Origin of the sequence: Eubacterium sp. AM46-8 (assembly GCF_003466705.1) — a bacterium.
GTDB lineage: Bacteria > Bacillota > Clostridia > Lachnospirales > Lachnospiraceae > Lachnospira.
This window is the reverse complement of record NZ_QSEU01000010.1, coordinates 95588-120403: the sequence shown is the minus strand read 5'-3', so window position 1 is coordinate 120403 and position 24816 is coordinate 95588. Positions and strand designations below refer to the sequence as shown.

The window sequence follows — 24816 nt, the reverse complement described above, 5'->3', positions numbered from 1 at the left end:
TTAGAACTTTCATATAAAGCCTTTTCTATTTCATCGCTTGATTTCATTATTGTTAAACAAGAATACAAGCAAGAAAGAACTATAGTTAATATGATAAAAATTATTAAAAGTTCTATTTCTCTTTCTTGTAATATATGCTATAGCATTTTTTATCACTTTCCTAACTACTCCTTTCTATTTTCTTACTCCATAACTAATTGCATCTACTGGACAAGCATTTTTTCATAAATTATTCCTCCTTTATTTTTTTCACAATAGCATTTTATAGCTACTTTTAATATCATTCTACACACCTTTTATGAAACGTTGATGAAATATAATTTTTTATTTTTCCTACACTTTGAATTATACAGGAAGCCAGTCTGTAATTTGGTGGTATCTTTGCCAATCTTGACAGTAATACCCATAATTCTGTTAGCCACGGTCGATACCTCCTTCTGTAAAAATGGGCATAAAAAACAGATTTCTCCAGGCATGAAAAAAGCACCAACCATTTCTGATTGATGCTTTCAAATTATTTTGTTTTTGTAAATCTTTTTAATTGCGTATCCACATCTCTTCCACCGTACATAACACGAATAATCGTAACCACTTGTGTATCATCATCCGGAATATATAGAACAAGATAAAATACATGCTTCAAGCCTATCAAGCTGACCACTTGCATTTTCTGGTGACTTCAGTTCAAAAGCAATGTATTCGAAGATTCCACGAAGGTCTATCTCGGCCTGATATGAAATCACGATATCATAAATCATAAATTGTAATCCTTGCGGATATCAGTAAAAACAGATCTTGCTGATCTAGTATGACCAGACTGCATTGAATATCTGTATATATATAATAACGGGTTATGCACTTAAAATGATTAAAAGATTCCTCATTTTTTCTTTTTTGCCCATCATAGCCACTGCGATACCCGCCTTCAAAATGTGCTAAAGCCTTATCCCTTTTGCATAGATTTATCCACTTTGTCAAGGTGGCTATGTAAACAGTACCAGAGAACGCAAAAAAGCCGCCTACTCTTAAAATCAATAAGAATAAGCCGCTTTGTAATCTGCCTTAGACATATTCAATTTTATATTGGAAAGCAGGTGAAAGGACAAATCTGCAAAAAGGGACAAAAATAAGCGTACCACTATTTCTAATGATACGCCTATCCTCTTCTTCGAATATATGCTTTATATGTTCACTTATATTTGATTTACTGCATTGATATAATTCAGTAAGCTGCTGTTGTGTCAGCCATACTGTATCATCTTCTATTTTAACTTCTATATTTGTCTGCCCATTATCTGTCTGGTATATGAGAATTTCCCCATATTCACCTGTTCCAATTTTGTCCGCCATATCACCGCTCCAATCCATTACTTCTTAGTTATAAAATGTGAACGCATGCGTTCACTATTGTCCCAACAAGATTTTATTATTAGCCCAACCGCTGTTCAACCAAAACTTTTTCCATTATACAGTGCAAAATAAAAAAGACTCCACTCACTACGAATCTCCTATAAAATTCAAAAGCTTTTGTATACTCAGCATATCAGATTCATATAGATTGCTCAATTGAACAGTGTTTAAGTTCATTACATATTACTTGCTATCCCTGATACCTTATTCTTTCAACCAGCGTTTCCTTTTTCAGATTACTGCTTAAAACGCAGGAAAGTACAATCTGCAACAGACCGACCAAAAAAATCATAATAAAAATTGGTACGATTGGAACATGATAGATATTCATTCCAAATATTCCATTATGTTTTGCATAGGAAAAAAGTGCATAGCCGAGCGGCAGACCAATGATCAAAGCTACGCATATGGTACCAACCGTAAAAATCAGTCCCTGTAACTGCAAGCATAAATTTAATTGTTTATTTGTCATACCCACAGCCTGTAATATACCATATTCCTGCTTTTTTGTCGTAATATTCATGATCATGGTATTCGCCATATTCATAAACCCGATGAGTCCTACAATAGCCATAAACAGATAACAGCCAAGCTTCATCATGCTGCTTGCAAATTCTGCAGATTGTAACTGTGCATGATAGGTATCCATTTTTATATACGAAGTATTAGAAATCAAAGTATTCAGACTCTGTTCCACAGATACAACATCTTTTTTATCACAGTCCACCCACAGATAGCCATAGGCTGTTCCTCTCGGATTCATGGAACGATATACACCTTCCGGAATGACAAGATAAGTGTCCGCACTTACAAAAGATCCTGCAATCTTTCCCTGATAAGTATAGGTTCCACTTCCATTCTCAAAGTCAAATGCAATAGATTCACCCGGAGCATATCCATCTTGTTCCATCCACGTTGACCAGCCAAAGAAAATATCACCATTCTTTACCGCCTGATCATAGTCCATAGAGCCAATATCCCCTTCTTGGCGCATAAAATCAAAATCCTTTTTACTCACAATAGTAGCCGGAAATCTTGTTCCGTTCAGATTTACAGAGACAATCTCTCTCGTCATGACATCTGTTACTCCCGGAATGCTTTTGATTTCTTCAATCAGCGAATCATTCAATGGATTGTCCGTCAGAATCGTATCCAGATTATTCTCTGGATATCTTTCATCATACTCAGCAGAATAGTCAAGCTGCAGTTCGAATTGTCCATGATTAACGGAAAGACGCGCTTCATGCTCCGTGTCAATATTTCCCACATAATTAGAGATAATCACAAACAATGTGCAGGAAAGCCCCATTGTGAGGATGGTACCAATGGTTCTTTTTTGATTACCCGTCACATTTGCCATTGCCATAGAAAACACGGTGACATTTTTTCTGCCAATTCGCTTTCCCTTTTTTTGTGTTTCTGCATTTTCTAAATACCGTGTTGCTTCGATAGGTGAAATCCGTGAAACAATTTTCATTGGTTTACGCAGTGCCAAAGCAACGGTAAGAAATGATACGAAAATACATAAAAGCATAACAGGCAGGGAAAACAGAGGCACCTGCTGATTTTGAACTCTCATAGAGCCAGTTTGGGTTGATACAAGGTTCCCCTGTTCTACCAGCCAGTTAAAACCGCATTTTGCAATCAGAAAGCCAAAAAGCAATCCAACTGGTATTGAAAAAAATGTCAAAAAAATGCCCTCTCTGAAGATCAGTTGTTTCATCTGCTTTTTTGTCGCTCCCAGAGCCTTGATTTTTCCATACTCCTGTATCTTGTTGGCAATACCGACCTGAAAAATATTATAAATGACCACAACAGAGAAAAGTACAATTGCAAGAATCAAAACCCCGCATACCGCAATCGTTTCATAACTCGGCTGCAAGACCCATTGCAAATAGAGATCATTGACTATAACGTTTTTTTCTTCGATCCCACAAGCTGCTGCAATCTGCTTTATAACCGAATCAATATTATTCATAGATACATTTGCAGAATCATTTAAAGTAAAATAAATATTATACTGTCTGTCATTCTCTGCGACGTGCTCATCATAAAACTCCTGTGACCCGAAAGCAACATAAGATGCCTCGATGGTATACTCATCCCGATCATATAGGATTCCGCTGACAACAAATTCTTCCGGCTTATATTCTGACTGCATCCCTGCGCGGTAATCAAGTGTAACCGTATCTCCGACCTTTACATCATCATATCCCATTTCACTAAAAAATGCTCTTCCTGCGGCAATTTCCTGCGTTCCCCCCGGATACTTTCCTTCCTTTAACTCATATTCCTTATTATAGGGAAGCATTTTTCTTGCAGTCTCATCCATGCAGACAAACCCGCCTTTTTCATTGCCTTTAATTATGCCTTCTGTACACATAATTCCTATTGCATCTGTTTCTGCACGGCGGCTTACTTCCTTTAACTGCGAGACATCTGCTGCGACAAACAGACCATAATTGCTTCCATATGAGCTTGCCGCCTGACTTTTCTGTAAACGGATCATTCCATTTCCCACAGTACTGATAATCATAAGCAGCATCGTAGTCAGACATATGGACATCATAATCAGAATACTTCTTGTCTTGTTCTTTTTATCATTGCTATATGCAATCCTGCTTATTGTCTTCATCTGAAATCCACCACCTGTCCATCCTCAATTACCAGAATACGGTCAGCGACCTGTGCAATTTCGTCATCATGGGTAATCATTACAATTGTCTGTCCATATTTTTTTGCTGTCATCTTAAGCAGGGCGATTACCTCATCACTGGTCTTAGAATCAAGATTTCCTGTCGGCTCATCTGCAAATATAATTTCCGGACGATTCACAAGTGCTCTTGCAATTGCTACTCTCTGCTGCTGTCCTCCGGATAACTGATTTGGCAGATTATAAATCCGGTTTTCAATCCCCAGAGTTGCAATGATATCATTTACATACACTTCATCCACTTTTCTTCCATCCAGCCCCAGTGGCAGTACAATATTTTCCCAGACATTAACAGATGAAACCAGATTAAATGCCTGGAAAACAAATCCGATTTTTCTTCTGCGGAAAACAGCAAGGGCATCTTCCTTCATTCTGTATAAATCTTTCCCGGCTAAAGTAACACTGCCTTTTGTAGGGGTGTCAAGCCCTCCAAGCATATGAAGTAATGTACTTTTACCGGAACCTGACTTTCCGACAATTGCGACAAATTCTCCCTGCTCAATCTGAATGTCCACCTGATTGACCGCTTTGACCTGATTCTCACCCGCGCCATAAAATTTACAAAGCTGCTTGGTTTCTAATATCACACTCATATGTTGCCTCCTTTTTAATTCTGTAAAGTGTACCTTTTCAACCTGCATCCAAATTGTATCAGGATAATCTTTCATTTCACTTTCAAAAAACGAGCAGAAATCTTACAGAATTGTAAGATTTCTGCCCACTTAAAATTTAACAAACATATGGTAATTGAATCACAAACGTGCTTCCTTTTTTCTTTTTGCCGGAGGTTACCATGATTGTACCTCCGTGTTTTTCGATAATTTCTCTCGATAGAAAAAGTCCGATTCCTGTACCACTCTTTTCCATGACCTCCCTGGAACTTCCTCTGTAAAATCGTTGAAAAATTTTGTGATACTCATTCTGCGGAATACCAATTCCCTGATCCTCAATTTCCATTCTTACAAAATCGTTTCTTTCTTGTAACCGGATAAATATTTTTGAACCATCCGGGCTGTACTTGATTGCATTATCTAAAACGTTGATCACAGCTTCACCAAGCCATCTTTTATCCTGCATAACCATGCATGTTTCCAGCTCTTTTGCATAGTCAAAAACGAATTCAATTTCTTTTTCATCCGCTTTTGGATAAGTACAGTTCACAGCAGATATGACAGTATCCATAAGCGGAAGTTTTTTCTTATTAATCTGAATCAGTCCAGTTTCCATCTTGGATATTTCAAGAAGCGACTGCAATAATGTCTCCAGTCCATCCAGAGCACTCCGACAACGGATACGAAACTCCTCCTGTTCTGTGGCACTTAAGTCATTCTGCATCAGCACACTAAAACATGTATCCAAAGCTGCAACCGGTGTCTTTAACTGGTGAGAGATATCAGAAACCATTTCTTTCGTGCTCTCTTTTTCTTCCCGTGCTTCTTCCTTTAGCAACTGAATATGATGTCCGATTGCTTCAAGCTGGTCATTCAATTTTTCCAGTTCTGCTGGATTTTCCGTTTTCAGTAAAGCATCAAATTTATTTTCACGGAATCTGATCAGAATTTCTTCCAACTGGTCTAAAATTTTCTGATGACACGCATCTTCTTTTTTCTTCCAATAAAGTAAAAAAGTCAAAAGAAGCACGCATATCACAGTGCTTACAGCACCGGTCACAATAACCTGGTGCCGGAATTGTGAATAAAATGCATTCCCTTTATTCCCCCAGTATCCATATTGCTCCAATAATCGCCTTCCCTGTTCGTTGGTTTCAATATCCTTATCCTTAAGCAATTCCGAAACAGCATCCAGCCCGGAAAATTCTTCCTTTGCAGCAATCTCTGTCATAAGATTCATTTTATATTTATAATCTTCATAAAACACATACGTGGTAAAGCAATTTAATATTGCAAACAATACTATGACAGGCAAAACCAAGGAGAGCGCTACTGTGATCTTCTTGCGATATCTCTTTGTCACTGCCTTACCTCCTGATTCCATATATACCCAAGACCTCTGATATTCTTTATATAGACCGGTGCAGCCGGATTGTCTTCGATTTTCTCACGGAGTCTTCTGATATTGACAGCGATTGTATTTTCATCCACAAAATCCCCTTCCAGATCAAACACATTTTCCAATATTTGTGTTTTTGAAAGAATCTGTTTCGGATTCTGAAGAAAAAAAGTCAGCATTTTCAACTCTGTTTTTGTCAGACTGATTTCTCGACTCTTTATCAGGACTTTCATTTCTCCTGCGATAAATACGATATCTCCCGAAATCATCTTTCCGGCTTCCGTTTTCTCCTGTCTGCGGCGGAAATGTGCTTCTATTTTCAAAAGAAGTACCGAAAGACTAAACGGCTTTGTAATATAATCATCTGCCCCTGCTTCATATCCCATGACCTGATCCATCTCCTGATCTAGTGCTGTAAGGCAGATAATGTATGTATTATAATTGCATCTCATCCACCTTACAAATTCCAGTCCATTCCCATCCGGAAGATTCACATCACAAATGGTAACATCCACATTATTATCACTTGCAATTCTTTTCGCTTTTTTCACTGATTCTGCTGAAAAAACCTCATATCCGGATTTTTTCAGTGAGAATGTAATTCCACGATTTAAATTTTCATCATCTTCGACCACGAGTATACCTGGCATAGCATATGCACCTCTCTTTATTAACTATTCATCTTAAAATGCTTCCCATTGTCTCAACCCTACCTGTTCGCAGTACAAGGGATAGGTCAACGACTATTTTCCAGTCCATCTGGAACCACAATTCCCATACACTCGACCTTAATTTATTCGTTTCTTCCATGACAATGTTTGAACTTTTTTCCACTGCCACACGGACAGGGTTCATTTCGCCCAATCTTCTTAGATTTAGTGATAGGAACATTTGGTTTAATTGGTGTTATCCCCTTTTCCATCAAAGTCAATTGTCTTAATCTGTAAATATATTCTGAGATAACTAAAACTCCCTGATACATTCTCAGTGCTTCATTTTCAAACTGTAACAAATACTCCTGTTTCTGTTTTGAACGGTCTTTAGGATTAGGTATATATGTAATACACTGTGTGACGGTATCGTATTCCACATCATTATGACCTATAGCGTTTCTCAATTTTGCATTTAAGATTATATCTGCAAGAGCAACATGTGGCTCATTTGAAAAAATGTAGTGAAATCTAGTCGCTTTTGTTGTAGCAACAAACTCATCAATAGAAGAAATATTCTTCTCTACTGGTGCCATTTTTTCAAAATCATTTCTGATTTTTATATTATCCAACGCAATAGGAATAATAAGCAAATTGCCTAATCCTTCGTATACATCTAAATAAAACTGTTTAACTGTATCAAAGGTACTTGTTGTAGAGCCTTCAACACTTAAATCAAATTTATCTGTATAAAACTGTAACGCAAATGCCGGAATCAATGCCTGATAGACCGACATAAATTCATCCATCAGCTTATATATTAAATTTTGAAGTTCTTCCAAACGATATCCGCTGTGGTTTTCAAGATAATTCAGAAGTTTTCTCAATTGTGCTCTATCCAATTTAAGTATGTTAGAGCTAAAATCCATATTATTTAAAAGTTCTTTTTTCAGTGGGGTATAAAATGCATGTACATCAATCATATGAATTGCTCTTAATAGTTCATACTCATCCCTGCACTGAAAATATTCTCCGCTGAATATTTTTTGAATTTCTTGCTTTAAATAAGGACTATTTACCTTAGATAAATCCTGAATTCTTTTATAGCTTGTCCAGCATTTTGCAGCGTCAGATAACTGCCTTACAGACGTGGAAAACTCTTCATACCCTTCATCCATTATCTCCGTAGCTCGAATAAATGGAGTAAGCACGTATCCCTCATCTTCAGCCACCGGCCTCTGCTTAAAGACAGGGAACTCTCCAGAGCATTCCACAATGTATTTTTCTTTGTCTTCTTCATTGCAAATATCAGCATTATCAAAATGGTATTCTAAACCGAGAGTATCCTGTCCAATCTTTACTCGACCAAACAAGGACGTCCTACATTCACCACAAGTCACTACAATCGGGTGAGACTCTTGCCACCCTACTTGAAGTCGCACTCTAGTAATACATCCACACACTTGGCATTTAATATAACAATTATGTACCACTTAATGCTCCCCCTCTCTACAGGTATTTTTTAACATCATCAAAATGTGATTCAGCAATTCTATCCATCTGTCCTGCAACCTGCTCAAACGGAAGATTCAAGTCTAGCGTTCTAACACTTATCTGATTGCCATGCATTTGATATACATTATCCGGTTGAATCACAGCATCTGTCTTCGCATACAAGAGCATTCCTGAAACTGTATTTTCAGTATCACCAAACTGATATTCACGGTTTTTTACATAGGTGAATATCTGATATAGGTTATTTGAGTGAAGAGTATGTTTATCAAACTGAACCTGCGTTGTACTCGCATAATATTTAGCATCTATAATCAGTACCGTACTTCCTCTTTGAAGATGAATGTCGCTCTGCATTATTGGAAGCATATCTCCAATTCCATCGTCTAAGGACCACGGTATCTGTGACGCACTGACGGATAGCTCTGGATAGTGTTTTTTATAATATTCAAGAATAAACTTCTCATACAGACGGCACATTCTCTGTTCATCAAGGAAATCCATCAGCTTTGTCGTTCCATCCGTATTGGTCTGGAGCAGCCCTTTCACTACCAAATAACATATCGAAATTAGCATCTGGTATGACTGATTGTTTCTGTTATACTGCAGATTCCAGTTCACAGAGTACAAGTCAATCGATGTTACATCCGCAAAGAATACCATTAGCTTACGGAGTTCCTTTTTTCTACTTTTTGCAATATCTGCTTTAAGAAGAAGCTCCACAGTTGATTTGATTATTCGATTCATCGTACTATTTACAGAAAAATCGTCATAGGTACAAATCAACTTTTTTCTAATCATACTCTGCGTCTTTATGGATTCGGCAATATCAATTTTGCCTCGGAGTGATGATAATTCCTCCGTCTGGGATATATACTCTTTTCCCAGTCCTCGCTTCAGCTGGACAGCGATACCTTTGGCTAATATTGCTGCCATCAGTTCTGCAGTATTATTAAATTCTTCAGTAGCTATTCTTTTGTAACCCTGTTCATTCAGAACTTTGAAGGCATACGACAGCATATAATAGACATTTTGAACCGGTATCACTTAATCGCACTCCTTAAATTACTGCTCCAATCTTTCACCTTTGTTGGCTCATCAAACCAGTATTCTTTCAAAAGCGGAATCAGCTCATACTCAACAATTCCAGACAATACTTGGTCATCAATCGTGTCTGGTGACAGATTGCAGAAATAGCTATGTCCTATACAGAAGCCATCGCCTAATGATTCATCATTAGATATCTCATTATTCAGGCTCTCCACACAGGCAATCAGTTTATCAAATTTCTCATTTTCTAAGCTCATTCTATATTCTATGAATCCGTCCGTTGTAAAGCCCGGCTTGATTTCAAAAAAAGCAAATCTTCTTCTGAGCGCATAATCCAACATAGCCAAGCTACGGTCAGCTGTATTCATCATGCCAATGATATAAATATTCTTAGGTACAGAGAACTTCTCATCAGAATATAGAAGCTGTAACGAAACGCCTCTTTTGTCATTTTCAATAAGCATAAACAGCTCACCGAATATTTTACTTAAGTTACCTCTGTTGATTTCATCGATGATAAAAAAGTAATCATTATCTCCATCGATTTCAGCCTTCTTACAGAAGTTATAAAAAGCGCCTCGTTTCAGTTCAAATCCATCCGTCGAAGGTCTAAATCCCATGATGAAGTCTTCATACGAATAGCTCTGATGGAACTGAACCATCATAACTCTTTCTACATCTTTTACTCCCATCATAGAAAATGCGAGTCTCTTGGCGGCAAAAGTCTTACCAACACCGGGAGCACCCTGAAGGATAATGTTTTTCTTTATACGAAGAATACCAGCCAGCTTATCGTACTCTTCCTCTGGCATGAAGACCTCTGACAAGAAATCATTTTTTGTATATACCGGGTAAGACTTCTCAACTTCCTCAACATCTTCTTCAGACTCATCCTCAAATAAAGCATTGAGTTTTTCGACATAATCTGTATAGGAAGTAATATCAGTGAGGGTTTTCATGACTGCCTGTCCCGGATGAGGCCATTCTCCTTTATGGGTCCAATTTACCTGACGAGTATTCTTGTATTCGTCGGAGCGCTCTCCATCAAATTCATAATCAGATGTAACAACACCTCGGCCCACCAGTTGATGCATACCTTTCTTTACAAAGATGATATCTCCAACCTTCATCTCATTCGCAAACTGCCATGTAGCATGTGCAGCGTTTTTATAGGAAAGTTTTTCATCGAAGGTTTCCTTCATTTTTACCTTCATTGCATCCTTTGAATCAAACTCTCGGAGGTCACCAATCTCGCCCCAGCCAATTGCCATAATACCTGCATTATAGAATTCGTCCCACATACATGAGCCTTCACCGGGAGCATAAATCCAATAGTGGACCGTATCAACATCATCCGCAAGCGTGTCACTTACCTTTGTTGCCGCTTTCTTTTCTGCAGCTTTCTCCTGATTGACCTGTTCCGAATATTTCCAAGCATCAAAGGACAACTCTTTAAAGTCTTTCAATTCACTCTCTGAGCTCTGTAAATAGCTGCGCAAGGACTCTACTATTTGAAAATACTTAGATGAAGGAATCTTAGCTTCAATCTCTGGTAGCCCACTAACTATATCAGCTGGAACCTTTCCGGATTCATAAATATACCATTCATTTCGACTATCCAAGTTCAGAAATGAATTCGGTGAAATCCAGTACAACGCCATTGTAATCTTGCTATTTCCGTTACCTTTTTTATTGATGGCCAAATCAAAATAGTGTGCAACTTTCTCTCTACGGTCAGCAGTAGGCTCCTGCGCATAAGCCAAAGCGGAGGCAAACAGCTCCCACAGCTCATCAATGTCACTTTTTCCACGTTCACCAATAAAATAATAGAACGTAGCATTCTGAGGATTGAGCACTGGCAGGCTATCAAACGATGTAGGCACTGCTGTTTTAACGTCAAATAGTTCAGCAATTGCTGTTAAAATCTTGATGCGATTGTCATCCTTCAGTTTCTTGTTGAAGAGGCCAAACACAGTAAAAGGGTCAATGTCAATGAGATTATTATCCTTTTCCAAAGTAGGCATATTCATACCCGTCATAGTATAAATCGCCTTCACCTTTTCTACGAGTTCATCTCTTCTGTCTTTATAATCTAAAAGTTTTGAAGCGAATTCCTTATAAAAATCCACCCAATCAAATTGATTTTGTTCGTTCATTTACTTCTCCTCCAGATATAAATCGGGTGTATTATACCAAGCTAATTCTGCGTCTGCTTTTACGCCCTTAGTCTAATTTTTAATTCTAAAAATCTCAAAAGGCCCTTATTTCAAGCCTTTTTCACACTTTTACTTGTGTACCTTAGTCAACAGAACTACGCACTCCACATGCCCCGTATTAGGAAACATATCAACACAACAGCACTTCTCTACCTTATATCCTCTCTCCTGCAGAGTAACAAGGTCTCTTGCAAGCGAAGTAGGCTTGCAGGAAATGTACACCATTCTGTCAACACCGTAATCAATAATCTTTTCAAGTGCCTTAGGGTGAATTCCGTCACGAGGTGGGTCAAGTACGATGAAATCAGGCTTAATCTCAATATTATCAAGCGCCTTTAAAACATCATCTGCAATGAACTCACAATTAGTAAGACCGTTCTGGGCTGCATTCTTCTTAGCAGCCTCAACAGCTTCCGCAACAATCTCAACACCGATAACCTTGCTGGCAACCGGAGATAACATCTGTGCAATCGTACCAGTACCTGTATACAGGTCATATATAACCGGCTTGCTGCCAGCCACATCTCCAAATCCCCCGGAAAGCACATACTCCCGTGCCTTAGAGTAAAGCACTTCCGCTCCAAGAGAATTAGTCTGGAAGAATGAGAACGGAGTTATCTTGAAACGCAACCCAAGAAGTTCCTCTTCAATATAATCCTGACCATACAGAAGCTCAGTTTTCTCGTTAATTACTGCATCTGCAAGGCTGTCGTTAAATGTATGGAGAACACCTGTAAGAGTGCCCTTATATTCAATTGATGTCAGGCGGTTTACAAGCTCTGTGAAATCATGCTCAATCTGAGTCGTTGTTACGATATCAACAAGAATCTGTCCTGTCTTTACTGACTTTCTTACAAGAAGATGACGCAGATACCCCTCGTGGCTTAACTTGTGCTGGAAAGGAAGCTCCTTCTCTATTGCATAATCCTGAACGCATGTGAGAATCTTTCTGTAATCCTCATCAATAATCTTACATTCTGTAACTGGAACAATATCATACATGCTGTTTCGTTTGTGAAGTCCGAGTGCAAGCGGTCCGTCCTTGTACTCATCACCAAATGAAAATTCCATCTTGTTACGGTATTCTTCTGTGACCGGACTTCCGATTATCCCCTCAAATGGAAGCTCACCCGAAACAACTTCGCTAAGAAGCTTTTCCACCTGTGCACTCTTAATCTTTAACTGTTCCTCATAAGCTACTGTCTGGTAAGTGCAGCCACCGCATTTGCCAAAATGTGGACATGCCGGGTTGGTTTCAAGTGGACTCTTCTCAACAACTTCCATAAGTCTGCCTTCGCAGTGTCCTTTTCTTTTCTTATTCACGCAGAATCTGACAGTCTGTCCAGGAATTGCATTCTTTACGATTGCCTTTTCCTTCTGTCCGTCCTCATCTGTCACCCACACTGTCGCCTTGTTAGGGAAATCAACCTTTTCAACTTTACCTTCGTATATGCTTCCTTTTTTCAATCTATACTCCATTCCGCACATGAATTGTGCCTGTTATTAACATATTAATAGTTTCTGGCAGCACTTATTCACATAACGGCATACCTTATATAATTTTATCAGAAAAATGTGCTAAAGTATAGTAGTCACATTTACTCCACCACGCTGACATTCTTTGCCTGCACTGCAGAATGTATTCTTTCAAGTACCTTGTCACACAGCCATGTATAAGCAGCCCCGGCAGCATTCAGTCCTATACGTAATGCAACTGCATAAGGCATTCCAAAAAGTCCCGCCGCAATTGATAATGCGCCAAATGTATTAAAAGCTGTCTGCCATGCATAACCAGCGGAATATCCGACTCCGATACCACCTATCATGCCTATATACGGATACATTGATTCTGGCAGTACTATATACATCACTGCAAAAATCGCACATCCAACAACATTAAACAATGCCCTGTTTCCAATTCTCTTATCAACATCTTTAGAAAACGGCAGACACACTGACATGCACGCAATTCCAATCCACATTGCCCTAGGCAGTCCCATCAGTGAAACAATCAGCATAGCGCTTGATACGATAAATGTAAGCTTAATGTACCATCTTGTCCTTGCTGAATTAATATTAAATTCCTTAAACAAATCCCAGAATGTTCTTCTATATGGTCTGTTCCTCTGATTCTTATAGAAAATAATCATGCATACTAACATCCCGGCAAGCAGTCCCACAACTCTCATCATATATTCATGGCCTGTGACATCATATCCCTGTAGCAAAAGATACCCAAGAACGAATGTTGAATGATTATACATAATTACATTGTGACATCCCATTATCATAAGAAGCATAATACACACAACATTTATTACAAATGCAGCAACTGGCGGTACCATATTGGAAACCCTCGGTCCTGCTATCAATATCGCATATATTCCCATTATCGAAATCAATCCATGTGATGTCTTAATTCCAAAATCCGCCTGTCTTAATACCAGCACCGCAAGAAGCACTGTAACTCCGACAACACTATTATTATTCCCCAGCAGCTTACTGAATACTGTAACTACTGCGACGCAGAATATCATAACCAGATACACCTTAAAATTATATATAAGAATATGTCTTCTTTTCTCTTTAGAATCCTGTGTGTTCTTGATAAGCTGTTTTGAACCAGCCGAGCTTAACTGTAACTCCTGATAAAATGTCATAAATTCCTGCTTTCCTTTCCTCCCCTTAAATTTTGCTTAATGACAGGGTTGAGTAATATAACACTGATTACACCCCTATGTCAATTAAGAAATAATTAAATATTATGCAATAAAAAAAGCCACAACCACTGACATATCCTAATGGACATATCAAGCCGGCTGTGGCTTTCAATCATATCGCACTTATTACATTACTTCTCGATGTCTTCATCCTCGAAATCATCGTCAAAATCTTCGTCTTCGAAATCTTCATCATCGAAATCATCTAAATAATCTGGTGTAAAATATCTGTATACAGCATAAGCGATACCAGCAACTGCTGCAACTGCACCAACGATAGCAAGAACAGCTATGATAATTGTGCTGCACTTCTTGCAGCATTTCTTATCTTCATCTTCCTTCTTGCTAATAAGTTCTCCTAATTTAGTAGCTGCGATAAGCTCATCTAATTTTTCTTTACTCATAACAATATCTCCTTTCATACCACGGATTTAATAAATGTATTATAGCATAGCGTTAAACATTTGTCATTATAGTTTTTTAAGTCTGGCAAATCCTGCCAGCATTTTCTTCTGTCCGTACTCTGCAAATTCAACTGTTACCATATAGTCTCTTGCTGAATCCTCTATAGCAAGTACCTTTCCTTCGCCGAATTTCACATGGCTCACCATATCACCGACACTGTAGCCAAGTCCGCCTGAAGATTTTGCACTTATATCTGCACCTCTTGCAGCACCTATTACATTTCTTGAAGATAAGCCGCTTCGTGTAGGCACTCCTGCATAAGCACTTCTTACAGAATCTGCCGGTGTCTTTCTCTTTTCTGGTTTCTTAAGGTCAAATAATTCCATAGGGTCTTTTCCAAATCCCGGATTAGAACCACCATTTATCTTAACCTTTCTTGAACTATATGTTCCTGCTGCCCTTCCGCCTGGTGTGCCGCTTCCGTAGCTGCTAAGAATTGATCTGGCTGTTGCACGCATGTTAATGCCTTTTGTATCCGGCTCATCTGATGTACCGCCATATGCAATCCTGCCTTTAGCATACCCACTGGAATTGTTTTCTATGTGCATATATTCCTTAGGAATTTCATTAATGAATCTTGAAACCTTATTCATCTGTGTTTCACCACGCACCATACGCGACTTGGCACTTGTAAGATTAAGTATTTTCTCTGCTCTTGTTATTCCTACATAACACAGTCTTCTCTCTTCCTCAATCTCAGTTGAATCATCTGACACAATTGTCATATAGCTTGGGAAAAGTCCGTCCTCCATTCCTGTCATATACACAATTGGGAATTCCAGACCCTTTGCGCTATGAAGTGTCATAAGCATTACATGAGGCTCTGACTCATCAAGATTATCAATATCTGCTATTAAGGCAACTTCTTCAAGAAGTCCTGAAAGTGTAGGCTCTTCGCCTGCTTCCTTACAGCCCTCCTCATAGCTTACTACCTTATTAATGAATTCATCCAGATTCTCGCGTCTTGCCTCAACCTCTTCCACCGTTTCATTCTGTGAAAGGCTCTCGATATATCCTGTATCCTCAATTACAGCCTCAGCAAGCTCCTTTAATGACATGAATTCTTCCTTGGCACGCAGTCTTCCAATAAGGTCAACAAATGGCTCTAACTTGGAAAGTGCCGCATTCTTTATTGTGTCAATATCCTTTGCATTGACAAGTGCTTCCCAGAAGGTAATATCATTAAAATCTGCATATTCCTGCAATCTGTCAATCGTTGTATTACCAATTCCCCTCTTCGGAACATTTATAATTCGCTTAACCGCCTGACCATCAAGACCATTATCAATAGTTTTTAGATAAGCAAGAATATCCTTGATTTCCTTTCGCTGATAGAAATTCTGTCCGCCATATATCTTGTATGGAATATTGTGAATCATCAGCTTTTCTTCGAGTGCTCTTGACTGTGCATTAGTTCTGTAAAGAATGGCAACATCATTATAATTCCAGCCATCCCTTACATACTCTGCAATACCACTTGCAACGCCTTCTGCCTCATCATACCCGTTCTCATACAAAGTATAATTAACCTTCTCGCCCTCTCCGTTATCTGTCCAGAGTGACTTGCTCTTTCTGCCGACATTATTACTTATCACAGCATTTGCAGCATTAAGAATAGTCTGCGTTGAACGGTAATTCTGCTCAAGCTTTATAACCTTAGCACCTGTAAACACATTTTCAAAGTTAAGAATATTATAAATGTTTGCTCCACGGAACTTATATATAGACTGGTCATCATCACCAACAACACATATATTGCCATACTTTGCCGCAAGCATTGCAACCAGCTTAAACTGTGATGTATTAGTATCCTGATACTCATCTACCATTATATATCTGAATCTGTCCTGATAATGCTCAAGCACCTCTGCATCACTCTGGAACAGCTCAACCGTCTTGAATATCAGATCATCAAAATCAAGCGCATTATTAAGCTTAAGCGTCTTCTGATATTCTCTGTATACGCCCGCAATTCTTCTAAGGTTATAGTCGTTGCCCGCCTCAAGCTCGAACTCATCAGGAGTCTTTAATTCATCTTTAGCAGATGAAATCTTACTCATAATAGCCCGCTCTTTAAGCATCTTCGTATCTATATTCATCTTCTTACATATATCCTTGATAACAGACTTCTGGTCGTCCGTATCATATATGGTAAAGTTATTATCATATCCAATTCTGTCTATGTATCTTCTTAAAATTCTCACGCATGTTGAGTGGAATGTACTTACCCATACAGCCCCTGCACCCTGTGCCACAGTAGTCTCAACTCGTTCTTTCATCTCTCTTGCAGCTTTATTAGTAAATGTAATTGCCATAATATTATATGGGTCTACTCCGCATTCTTCTATTAAATATGCAATTCTGTTCGTAAGCACACGCGTCTTTCCAGAGCCTGCTCCGGCGATGATAAGCAGCGCGCCATCTGTATATTTAACTGCCCTTTTCTGGCTGTCATTCAAATCTTCTAATCTCATATACCCACCTTCATGCAAATGTGAAATCTATATCCACCTTATTTCTGCCAACTACCACATTATACAAAAACAACGGGATGTTGCCAAGCCAATATGACAACATCCCTGATTGTTATTTATTAAATTCACATATTACTAATTGTCAGATTATGCAAGCTTTGTTCCACAGTTAGAACAGAACTTAGCGCCATTAGTTGGTGTTCCACAGTTAGGACAGAACTTAGGTGCTGTGCCACCTGACACATTTGCATTATTATTCATTGCAGTATTCATGTTATTCATCATCTGCTGTCCAACCTGCATTCCCATCTGGAGCTGCATCATATCACTGGCAATATTCGAACCGCCTCTTGAATTGCCGATACTATCAGCCATAGCCATCTGTGTATATCTGTTCATATCTCCAACCATTGCCTGAGAAGCTGCCTTATTAGTCATCTTCTGTACTTCTTCCGGATAAGAGAAGCTTGAGATAGTAAAGCTTGTTATTGTGATTCCTAACTTGCTCATCTCCATATCAAGGTCTGTCTTAATACCCGCTGAGATATCATAAGCATTAGCCTGAAGATTAAACATATCCTTGCCTTCTTTAGAAATCCACTTCATAAGAAGCTGGTCAAGAACTGCTGATATTCTTTCCTTAACATCTGCAACAGTGTACATCTGCTTTACACCTGCTACCTTGTCTATAAGCGTAATGTAATCAGATACTGAAAATGAGAAGTTACCGAAAGCTCTTATTGGCATGCCACCTGGAAGTGCCTGTGTTGGAATAAGAATAGGATTCTTAGTTCCCCACTTCTCTGTGAATTCCTTAGTATTAACGAATAAAACTTCAGCTCTTACTCCACTGTTGAAGCCGAATTTAAAGCCTTTAAGTGTTGATAAGAATGGAATAATCTGTGATTCAATATCAAAGCTTCCCTCGTCCTTAAAAATACCTTCAATCTTACCATTGTACATAAAGATTGCATCCTGGCCGGCGCGGATAATCAGCTTACTGCCTTTCTTGATTTCTCTGTTGGTCCATTTCCAGAAGATTATATCATCTCTGTACTCTTCCCATTCAACTACGTTGGCAAACTGCCCTTTGAATAATCCCATGTTCCCTCTCCTTATCTATGTATTGCTTATCTCATTATAAATGTGCTTCTGAATTATAAGCCCATCTGAGCCTTAAGTGCTGCTAATTCATCATCAACTGCTGTGTTAGCCGGCTCTGCATCATACTTAGCTGCAAGACTGTCAACATCTGCCTCAAGCTGTGTCTGGTTAAGCTCTGCCATTGCATTAGCCTCGTCAAGCATCTTATTAGCCTTAGCCTCCATCTTACCGAATGCATCCATGCTTGTTCCAACACTGTTAACACTTGAACCAACCTTGTTGATTCTCTCCTGAGCCTTAGCTGCTGCAACCTTAGCCTTAACTGCATCTCTTCTTGCTTCAAGAGACTGGATATCCTTGCAGAGCTTATCATGCATCTGACGCATCTTAGCTGCATTGTCTGCTGCAATATTATATGTCTGCTGTAATGTAGCCTGCTTAGAAACTAACTGCTGCTTCTTCTCAAGGAATGTTCTTGCATCTGCCTCATTGCCAGCCTTAAGAGCCTTTTCTGCATATGACTGATACTTGGCAACATCTGCTATGCATTCATCAAGCTCTCTTTTACATCTTGTCTCCTCAGCCATAACTGAAGCTGTCTCTGCCTTAACCTTTCCAAGGTCGCTCTCAAGATTTCTCATGTACTGGTCAATCATCTTCTCTGGATCTTCACACTTATCGAGAAGTGCATTGATGTTAGCGCTCATAATGTCCTTGAATCTTGTTAAAATACCCATAATAATCCTCCATTCCTGTACCGCTTTCCGGCACATATCACCCTCTGGTGCATCCGAATTCTGTCTCCCAGAATTCTAAAAAAACCTTTTTCATTATAATATATCAGGAGTAAAAAGTCACTAAGATTTGCTCCTTTGAGACATATTTTAGCGTTTTATTACAAATATTAAAATATCATATTATGCACATTACACTATGCAAAAGTTCACTATGTTATTCCTACTTGAAATGTGGTTTTAAAAACTATATAATATAGCTTAAGCATTAATATAAATGTATTCTCTCATGAATACGCATTTTTAAAGAAATGAGGAACATATGAACAACGATATTAAAGAGCTTATGAGCGGTATTCTTAAAGATATGTCCGCTCTTAACTATATAAAACCCGGAGATGTGCCTAACATCAATCTGTACATGGATCAGGTTACAACATTTATGTATGAACATCTTCACGATACAAAGCGTACCACGGATGATAAAGTATTAACCAAAACAATGATTAACAACTATGCCAAGAACAATCTGCTGCCATCACCAGTGAAAAAGAAATACTCTAAGGAACACATATATATCCTTACATTTATTTATTACTTCAAGAATATCCTTTCAATAAGTGATATCCAGAAAATGCTCAACCCTCTCACAGAGAAATTCTTTGATGAAGGTTCCAAGCCGAATCTGGATTATATATATAAAGAGATTTTTTCAATGGAATCCTCTCTTGCAAGGCCATTATCTAAAGATATATTTGCAAAGTCTGAACAGGCAAGCAATGCATTTTCAGATGTAAAGGATGATGATGACAGAGAATTCTTACAGTTCTTCAGCCTTGTATGCCTTTTAAGCTTTGATGTATACATGAAGAAGAACATGATTGAAAGTCTGATTGATGATTACTCTGCCAAGCATGCGCCAAAGCAGCCTGAGAAGCCTGATAAAACAGACAAAAAGAAATAATCCATATAAATTAAGGGAACTGCCAGTACTGACAGTTCCCTTTTACATTGCTTCATATTGATTACTTATTGTCTTCTGACTCTTTCTCAAGCATGCCAAGTCTTTCAAATACTCTGTCATACCCGTCATTACCATAATTAAGTGAACGGTTTACCCTGCTGATTGTCGCAGTAGACGCACCTGTCTTCTCTGCAATATCAAGATATGTCCTGTGTTCTCTTAACATCTTGGCAACCTCAAATCTCTGGGATAAAGATAAAATCTCGTTAATTGTACATACATCCTCAAAGAAATCGTATGCTTCATCTAAATCCTTAAGACTTAATATTGCCTGAAAAAGCTGCTCAACAGCCTGTGTCTTTAACTTATTATTCATAATTGTCCACCCCGGTTTCCCAAAATAGCATTGGCTATTACTTCCAAATTTTAACACAGTGAAGTTTTAAAGTAAAGACATTATTCACTTCTTAATGCCACAACAGGGTCTTTTTTAGCTGCAAGCTTTGCCGGGATAAGTCCAGCAATAAATGTAAGGAACATACTTATTATTATAAGTATTACTCCTCCTGCAACCGGAAGCTGTGCAACATTAGAAATGTCTGTAAGGTGCTTAATCAACGCATTTGCAGGTATGCACAGCAATAAAGTTACAACAATGCCGAGTGCGCCTGAGACAAAACCTTCAATAAGTGTCTCTGCATTGAATATTCTTGAAACATCTTTCTTAGAAGCACCAATACTTCTTAATACACCAATTTCCTTAGTTCTTTCAAGTACTGAAATGTATGTGATAATACCTATCATTATCGAAGAAACTATAAGTGATATTGCAACAAATGCTATTAATACATAAGAGATTGCATTAATAATTGTGCTCACTGAAGACATCATTATTCCAACATAATCTGTGTAGTTAATAACATTTTCTTCTTTGCCATCGTCCTGCTGCAACTTATTGTAATCCTTAATAATATTCTGAACCTTCTCCTTAGAATCAAAATCAGTTGCATATATATCTATCTGTGAAGGTGTATCAAGGTCTGTAATTCCAAGCTTCGACTTATTGCTGTCTAATGTTGCATCTGTTGTTCTAGCCTTTAGTGACGCTGAGAAAAGCTGTAGTATCTGGTCATCGCTCATTCCACTTGTCATTGCCTGCATCTGAGCGCTTTCCTCTGGTGAAAGTGTTGCCATATATGCATTTACATCGTCCATTGTAATCTCTGTATTCCTGTCATTGTCAAATGGAACTCCTGTAAATACATCAACGCTTGTATCAGCAAGCTGTGCCTTGGCAATCTCACTGTTTTTTACTTCTTCGATAATATATTCAGTAAGCTTTGCTGTATAACCGATTCCACTTGAAATTGAAGTGCTGACTGCGTCATCATTAGGTCTGATTATTCCACATACTTTAATATCAGTTCCGTTATTTACAACATTTGTCATATACTTATCATCTTTGCTGTAATCGTCCCATGTACCGGTCACATCATTGTACTTATACATGTCCGTAGGCATAACAAGCTTAAACTCTGTATCAAGTATCTCGTCAAATGTATAGCTTATATCCTTTTCTGTTTCGTATGATTCACCAACCATCATTTTCTTAAAGAGTGTTCTTACTTCCTCAGGGTCTTTAAGTCCTAATGAGTAAAGTGTATAATCATCAACCTCGTTATTCTTATCTGTAACAAGCACAACCTCGTTGAAATTCTCTGGCCAGTGTCCTGCGAGGACATCATACTGCTCATCAAGAACCTGCTGGTTTCCTAAAAGCTGGTTCCACACACTGCTGTTAGAAAACATTCCCATACCCATGCCTGATGACATTGCAGAAGATGTGCTTGTTGCACCCTCGCCATATATCGAATCAAACATTGTACTTGGGTTTAACTGCTCTACACCGTTAGAAGTATCCTTCATATAAATGTTAAGAGGAACATCATATGAATACTGGATATCACTTACATATGACTTAATGTCAGAGCCGCCGTTTTCAATATATTTCTTAAACTCTGAAAGGTTATTGCTCTTAACCTCCTTTACCATGGTATTAATCATGTCACCCATGATATCGTTAGAATATATTTTAGACTTATCCTCATGCTCTTCTGAATCCGAATTGCCTGTCATGCTTGTAACCATGCTGCTTATATCAATCGACTCTGCCTGAAGCGTTATAGGATAGCTCGAAAGCGTATCTCTCTGAACCCTGTCAATGTATAACTGGATACCATTTGAGATAGAAAGAATCATTGCAATACCGATAATTCCTATGCTTCCTGCAAATGCAGTAAGAATCGTTCTTGTTTTCTTAGTCATAAGGTTATTAAAGGAAAGTGAAAGCGCTGTAAAGAATGACATAGATGTTTTCTGCTTCTTTCCTGACTTTTTATTCTTCTTCTCTGATGCCTTAACCTTAGCAGCCTCTTTAGCCTTAATATCAGCTTCCATATCTTCTAACGTATATGGATCAGAGTCATCAGTTATCACACCATCTAATAATCTGACTATTCTTGTAGAATAATCCTTGGCAAGCTCCGGATTATGAGTTACCATAATTATAAGTCTGTCCTTTGATATCTCCTTTAAAAGCTCCATAATCTGGATACTTGTCTCTGTATCAAGTGCTCCTGTGGGCTCATCAGCAAGCAGGATATCAGGATTATTTACAAGTGCTCTTGCAATTGCAACCCTTTGCATCTGTCCACCTGACATCTGATTAGGCTTCTTGTGAATCTGCTCTCCAAGTCCAACCTTCTCAAGTGCCTCTATAGCTCTTCTCTTTCTCTCAGCCTTAGATACACCTGAAAGCGTAAGTGCAAGCTCTACATTAGATAAAACAGTCTGGTGCGGAATCAGATTGTAACTCTGAAAGACAAAACCAATAGAATTATTTCTGTAAAAATCCCAGTCTCTGTCCTTATAATTCTTAGTTGACACTCCATTTATCTTAAGGTCACCACTCGTATACTTATCAAGTCCGCCTATAATATTAAGCATAGTAGTCTTACCACATCCGGACTGTCCAAGAATCGACACGAACTCGCAATCCCTGAACCTAAGATTAATGCCCTTAAGTGCACTCACAGTAGTCGAACCGGACACATAGTCTTTCTTTATATCATTTAATTCAAGCATCGAATACTCCTTTTATTTTATTGCGGTCTGCGGATTGGGAACTTGTCTGTATCCTTCGACTTGCGTACATGACGTTGTGGCGTCTGACTATAGCATACGCTTTCAGGAATCCTGCGCTTAGTGTAACTAAATGCCGCTATCTACAGAGTTTATTACGGTGTGTCAAATCAAACGCGCTTCGCTTGAACGAGATTTGACGCACCGCCCTAATGTATATAGCGGCATTAAGTTACACACAGCTCGGATTATTCAAGCGTATGCTATAGTCAGACACCGCAACTGATATACACAACATTTAAGACGCAGACCAATTCCCAATCCGCAATCCTCAATTAATATACACCATGGAAAGCTTGGCTTGCAATTTATTCCAGCACATTTTATACTAATATTGTTTTTTGTTTATAAAAATATAATGATTACTAGGAGTCTATGTGAAACATTTTATCAGATTAAAATTACGGAAATTAACGGCCGCTGGTCTTACATTTATAATGGCAGCTACATTTGCTGTTCCATTTTTTGCTTATCCTGACCAGTTGATGGCTGATACACAGGATGACCTCGATGCTGTTAATAAACAGCTTGAAGAATTAAGGAATAAACAGAGTGAACTCAATGCATCTTACGGAGAGCTTAACGAGAAGCTGTCTGCTTCCGGTGAAAAAATCGCCTCTATTGAAGATGCAATTAATGCCAAGCAGACTGAAATTGAGCGCTCTAATGAAGATATAGCAAGCATGCAGGAGGAAATTAACAGACAATACGCTGCAATGAAACTTCGAATACAGTTTATGTATGAGAATAATAATGCTACTATCCTGTCAACGCTTCTGTCAGCTGAAAGCCTTTCTGACCTTTTATCCAAGTCAGAATATATCCAGCAGATTTCTAATTATGACCACCAGAAGATGCAGGAATTAAGTGACCTTCTGGCTTCTCTTAAAGAAACTCAGGCAAAGCTTGAACAAGAAATGGCTGAACTTGTCACTCTTAAAGATGATGCCTCCCGCGAAGCTGATAATTTTGCTGCGCTTCTCTCACAGTGTCAGACAGAGCTTGACACTACAAGTGACAGCATTACTGATGCAGAAGCACTTGCACTCGAATACGAAAAACAGATTGAACAGGAAATGTTAGAGCGTCAGCGCCGTGAAATGGAAGCTCTTGAAGCTGCAAGAAAAGCACAGGAAGAGGCTGACAAAGCCAATAACTCTGGCAATTCCAGCAACACAGGCGGTAATTCATCTTCCGGTTCTGCTATGGTTGACCAGAACGCTCTTAACAACGTTCTTAAGAATCACACTGCTGAAGATGTTGCCATGCTGGCAGCCATTATCGAATGTGAAGCCGGCAACCAGTCATATGAGGGCAAATGTGCTGTAGGAAGTGTTGTTATCAACAGAGTTGCAGACCCACGCTTCGCTAACAGCATAAGCGGCGTAATATATGCGCCTTACCAGTTTTCACCTGTTGCCAGCGGACGATTTGCAATAGTCCTTGCAAGAGGGGCGAATGCAGCCTGCACCCAGGCAGCCGTTGATGTGCTTAACGGTTATATCAATATTAATGCATTATATTTTCATGTATATGACAGTTCTGTCGATGTGGGCGGAACCGTTATTGGAGACCATGTATTTTACTAACTCA

Annotated in this window: 18 protein-coding genes; 2 read left to right on the top strand and 16 right to left on the bottom strand. The window is 38.7% G+C overall.

Annotation, left to right across the window (positions count from 1 at the left end):
* Positions 1 to 1062: 1062 nt before the first annotated feature.
* The 14 genes from DW963_RS13990 to DW963_RS08350 form a co-directional block, all read right to left on the bottom strand.
* Positions 1063 to 1350, bottom strand: coding sequence for a virulence RhuM family protein (locus DW963_RS13990; protein ID WP_330422567.1), 288 nt, complete (start codon positions 1348 to 1350; stop codon positions 1063 to 1065).
* Positions 1351 to 1600: 250 nt separating this feature from the next.
* Positions 1601 to 4045, bottom strand: coding sequence for an ABC transporter permease (locus tag DW963_RS08410; RefSeq protein ID WP_117915039.1), 2445 nt, complete (start codon positions 4043 to 4045; stop codon positions 1601 to 1603).
* Positions 4042 to 4716, bottom strand: a complete 675-nt coding sequence (locus DW963_RS08405; protein WP_117915037.1) for an ABC transporter ATP-binding protein — start codon at positions 4714 to 4716, stop codon at positions 4042 to 4044. Before DW963_RS08405 ends, DW963_RS08410 begins: the two co-directional genes overlap by 4 nt.
* 136 nt (positions 4717 to 4852) lie before the next feature.
* The gene (locus DW963_RS08400) at positions 4853 to 6118 is read right to left on the bottom strand and encodes a sensor histidine kinase (protein WP_117915035.1); all 1266 of its coding nucleotides are present in this window, start codon (positions 6116 to 6118) and stop codon (positions 4853 to 4855) included.
* The gene (locus tag DW963_RS08395) at positions 6094 to 6783 is read right to left on the bottom strand and encodes a response regulator transcription factor (RefSeq protein ID WP_008120506.1); all 690 of its coding nucleotides are present in this window, start codon (positions 6781 to 6783) and stop codon (positions 6094 to 6096) included. The genes DW963_RS08400 and DW963_RS08395 overlap by 25 nt, the downstream gene beginning before the upstream one ends.
* 143 nt (positions 6784 to 6926) lie before the next feature.
* A complete protein-coding gene (locus DW963_RS13665) occupies positions 6927 to 8156 on the bottom strand; it encodes an SEC-C metal-binding domain-containing protein (protein WP_286169215.1) in 1230 nt (409 codons plus the stop codon).
* 136 nt (positions 8157 to 8292) lie between these two features.
* The gene (gene mcrC, locus DW963_RS08385; RefSeq protein WP_117915031.1) at positions 8293 to 9342 is read right to left on the bottom strand and encodes a 5-methylcytosine-specific restriction endonuclease system specificity protein McrC; all 1050 of its coding nucleotides are present in this window, start codon (positions 9340 to 9342) and stop codon (positions 8293 to 8295) included.
* Positions 9339 to 11501, bottom strand: coding sequence for a DUF8426 domain-containing protein (locus tag DW963_RS08380; protein ID WP_117915029.1), 2163 nt, complete (start codon positions 11499 to 11501; stop codon positions 9339 to 9341). Before DW963_RS08380 ends, mcrC begins: the two co-directional genes overlap by 4 nt.
* A 129-nt stretch (positions 11502 to 11630) precedes the next feature.
* Positions 11631 to 13028: a 23S rRNA (uracil(1939)-C(5))-methyltransferase RlmD gene (rlmD, locus tag DW963_RS08375; protein ID WP_199669372.1), complete on the bottom strand. Its 1398-nt coding sequence runs from the start codon at positions 13026 to 13028 to the stop codon at positions 11631 to 11633.
* Between the two features lie 131 nt (positions 13029 to 13159).
* Positions 13160 to 14221: an FUSC family protein gene (locus tag DW963_RS08370; RefSeq protein WP_117915025.1), complete on the bottom strand. Its 1062-nt coding sequence runs from the start codon at positions 14219 to 14221 to the stop codon at positions 13160 to 13162.
* Positions 14222 to 14412: 191 nt separating this feature from the next.
* Positions 14413 to 14685, bottom strand: coding sequence for a hypothetical protein (locus DW963_RS08365; RefSeq protein WP_022098403.1), 273 nt, complete (start codon positions 14683 to 14685; stop codon positions 14413 to 14415).
* 66 nt (positions 14686 to 14751) lie between these two features.
* The gene (locus DW963_RS08360) at positions 14752 to 17220 is read right to left on the bottom strand and encodes an ATP-dependent helicase (RefSeq protein WP_117915023.1); all 2469 of its coding nucleotides are present in this window, start codon (positions 17218 to 17220) and stop codon (positions 14752 to 14754) included.
* Between the two features lie 147 nt (positions 17221 to 17367).
* On the bottom strand, positions 17368 to 18324 hold the full coding sequence (locus tag DW963_RS08355; protein ID WP_012739786.1) for an SPFH domain-containing protein: 957 nt from the start codon (positions 18322 to 18324) through the stop codon (positions 17368 to 17370).
* Between the two features lie 53 nt (positions 18325 to 18377).
* Positions 18378 to 19061: a PspA/IM30 family protein gene (locus tag DW963_RS08350; RefSeq protein WP_117915021.1), complete on the bottom strand. Its 684-nt coding sequence runs from the start codon at positions 19059 to 19061 to the stop codon at positions 18378 to 18380.
* A 319-nt stretch (positions 19062 to 19380) separates the two neighbouring features.
* Here DW963_RS08350 and DW963_RS08345 point away from each other — a divergent pair, with 319 nt between their 5' ends.
* Entirely contained in the window at positions 19381 to 20022 is a 642-nt protein-coding gene (locus DW963_RS08345) for a DUF1836 domain-containing protein (RefSeq protein WP_117915019.1), read from the top strand.
* Between the two features lie 61 nt (positions 20023 to 20083).
* Here DW963_RS08345 and DW963_RS08340 read toward each other — a convergent pair whose 3' ends face one another.
* Entirely contained in the window at positions 20084 to 20398 is a 315-nt protein-coding gene (locus DW963_RS08340) for a YerC/YecD family TrpR-related protein (protein ID WP_012739789.1), read from the bottom strand.
* Positions 20399 to 20478: 80 nt separating this feature from the next.
* Positions 20479 to 23166 (bottom strand): ABC transporter ATP-binding protein/permease, encoded by a 2688-nt coding sequence (locus tag DW963_RS08335; protein WP_117915017.1) that lies wholly within the window; start codon positions 23164 to 23166, stop codon positions 20479 to 20481.
* A gap of 434 nt (positions 23167 to 23600) precedes the next feature.
* On the opposite strand from DW963_RS08335, the gene DW963_RS08330 reads away from it, so the two are divergent.
* On the top strand, positions 23601 to 24812 hold the full coding sequence (locus tag DW963_RS08330; RefSeq protein ID WP_117915015.1) for a cell wall hydrolase: 1212 nt from the start codon (positions 23601 to 23603) through the stop codon (positions 24810 to 24812).
* The last annotated feature ends 4 nt before the right edge of the window (positions 24813 to 24816 follow it).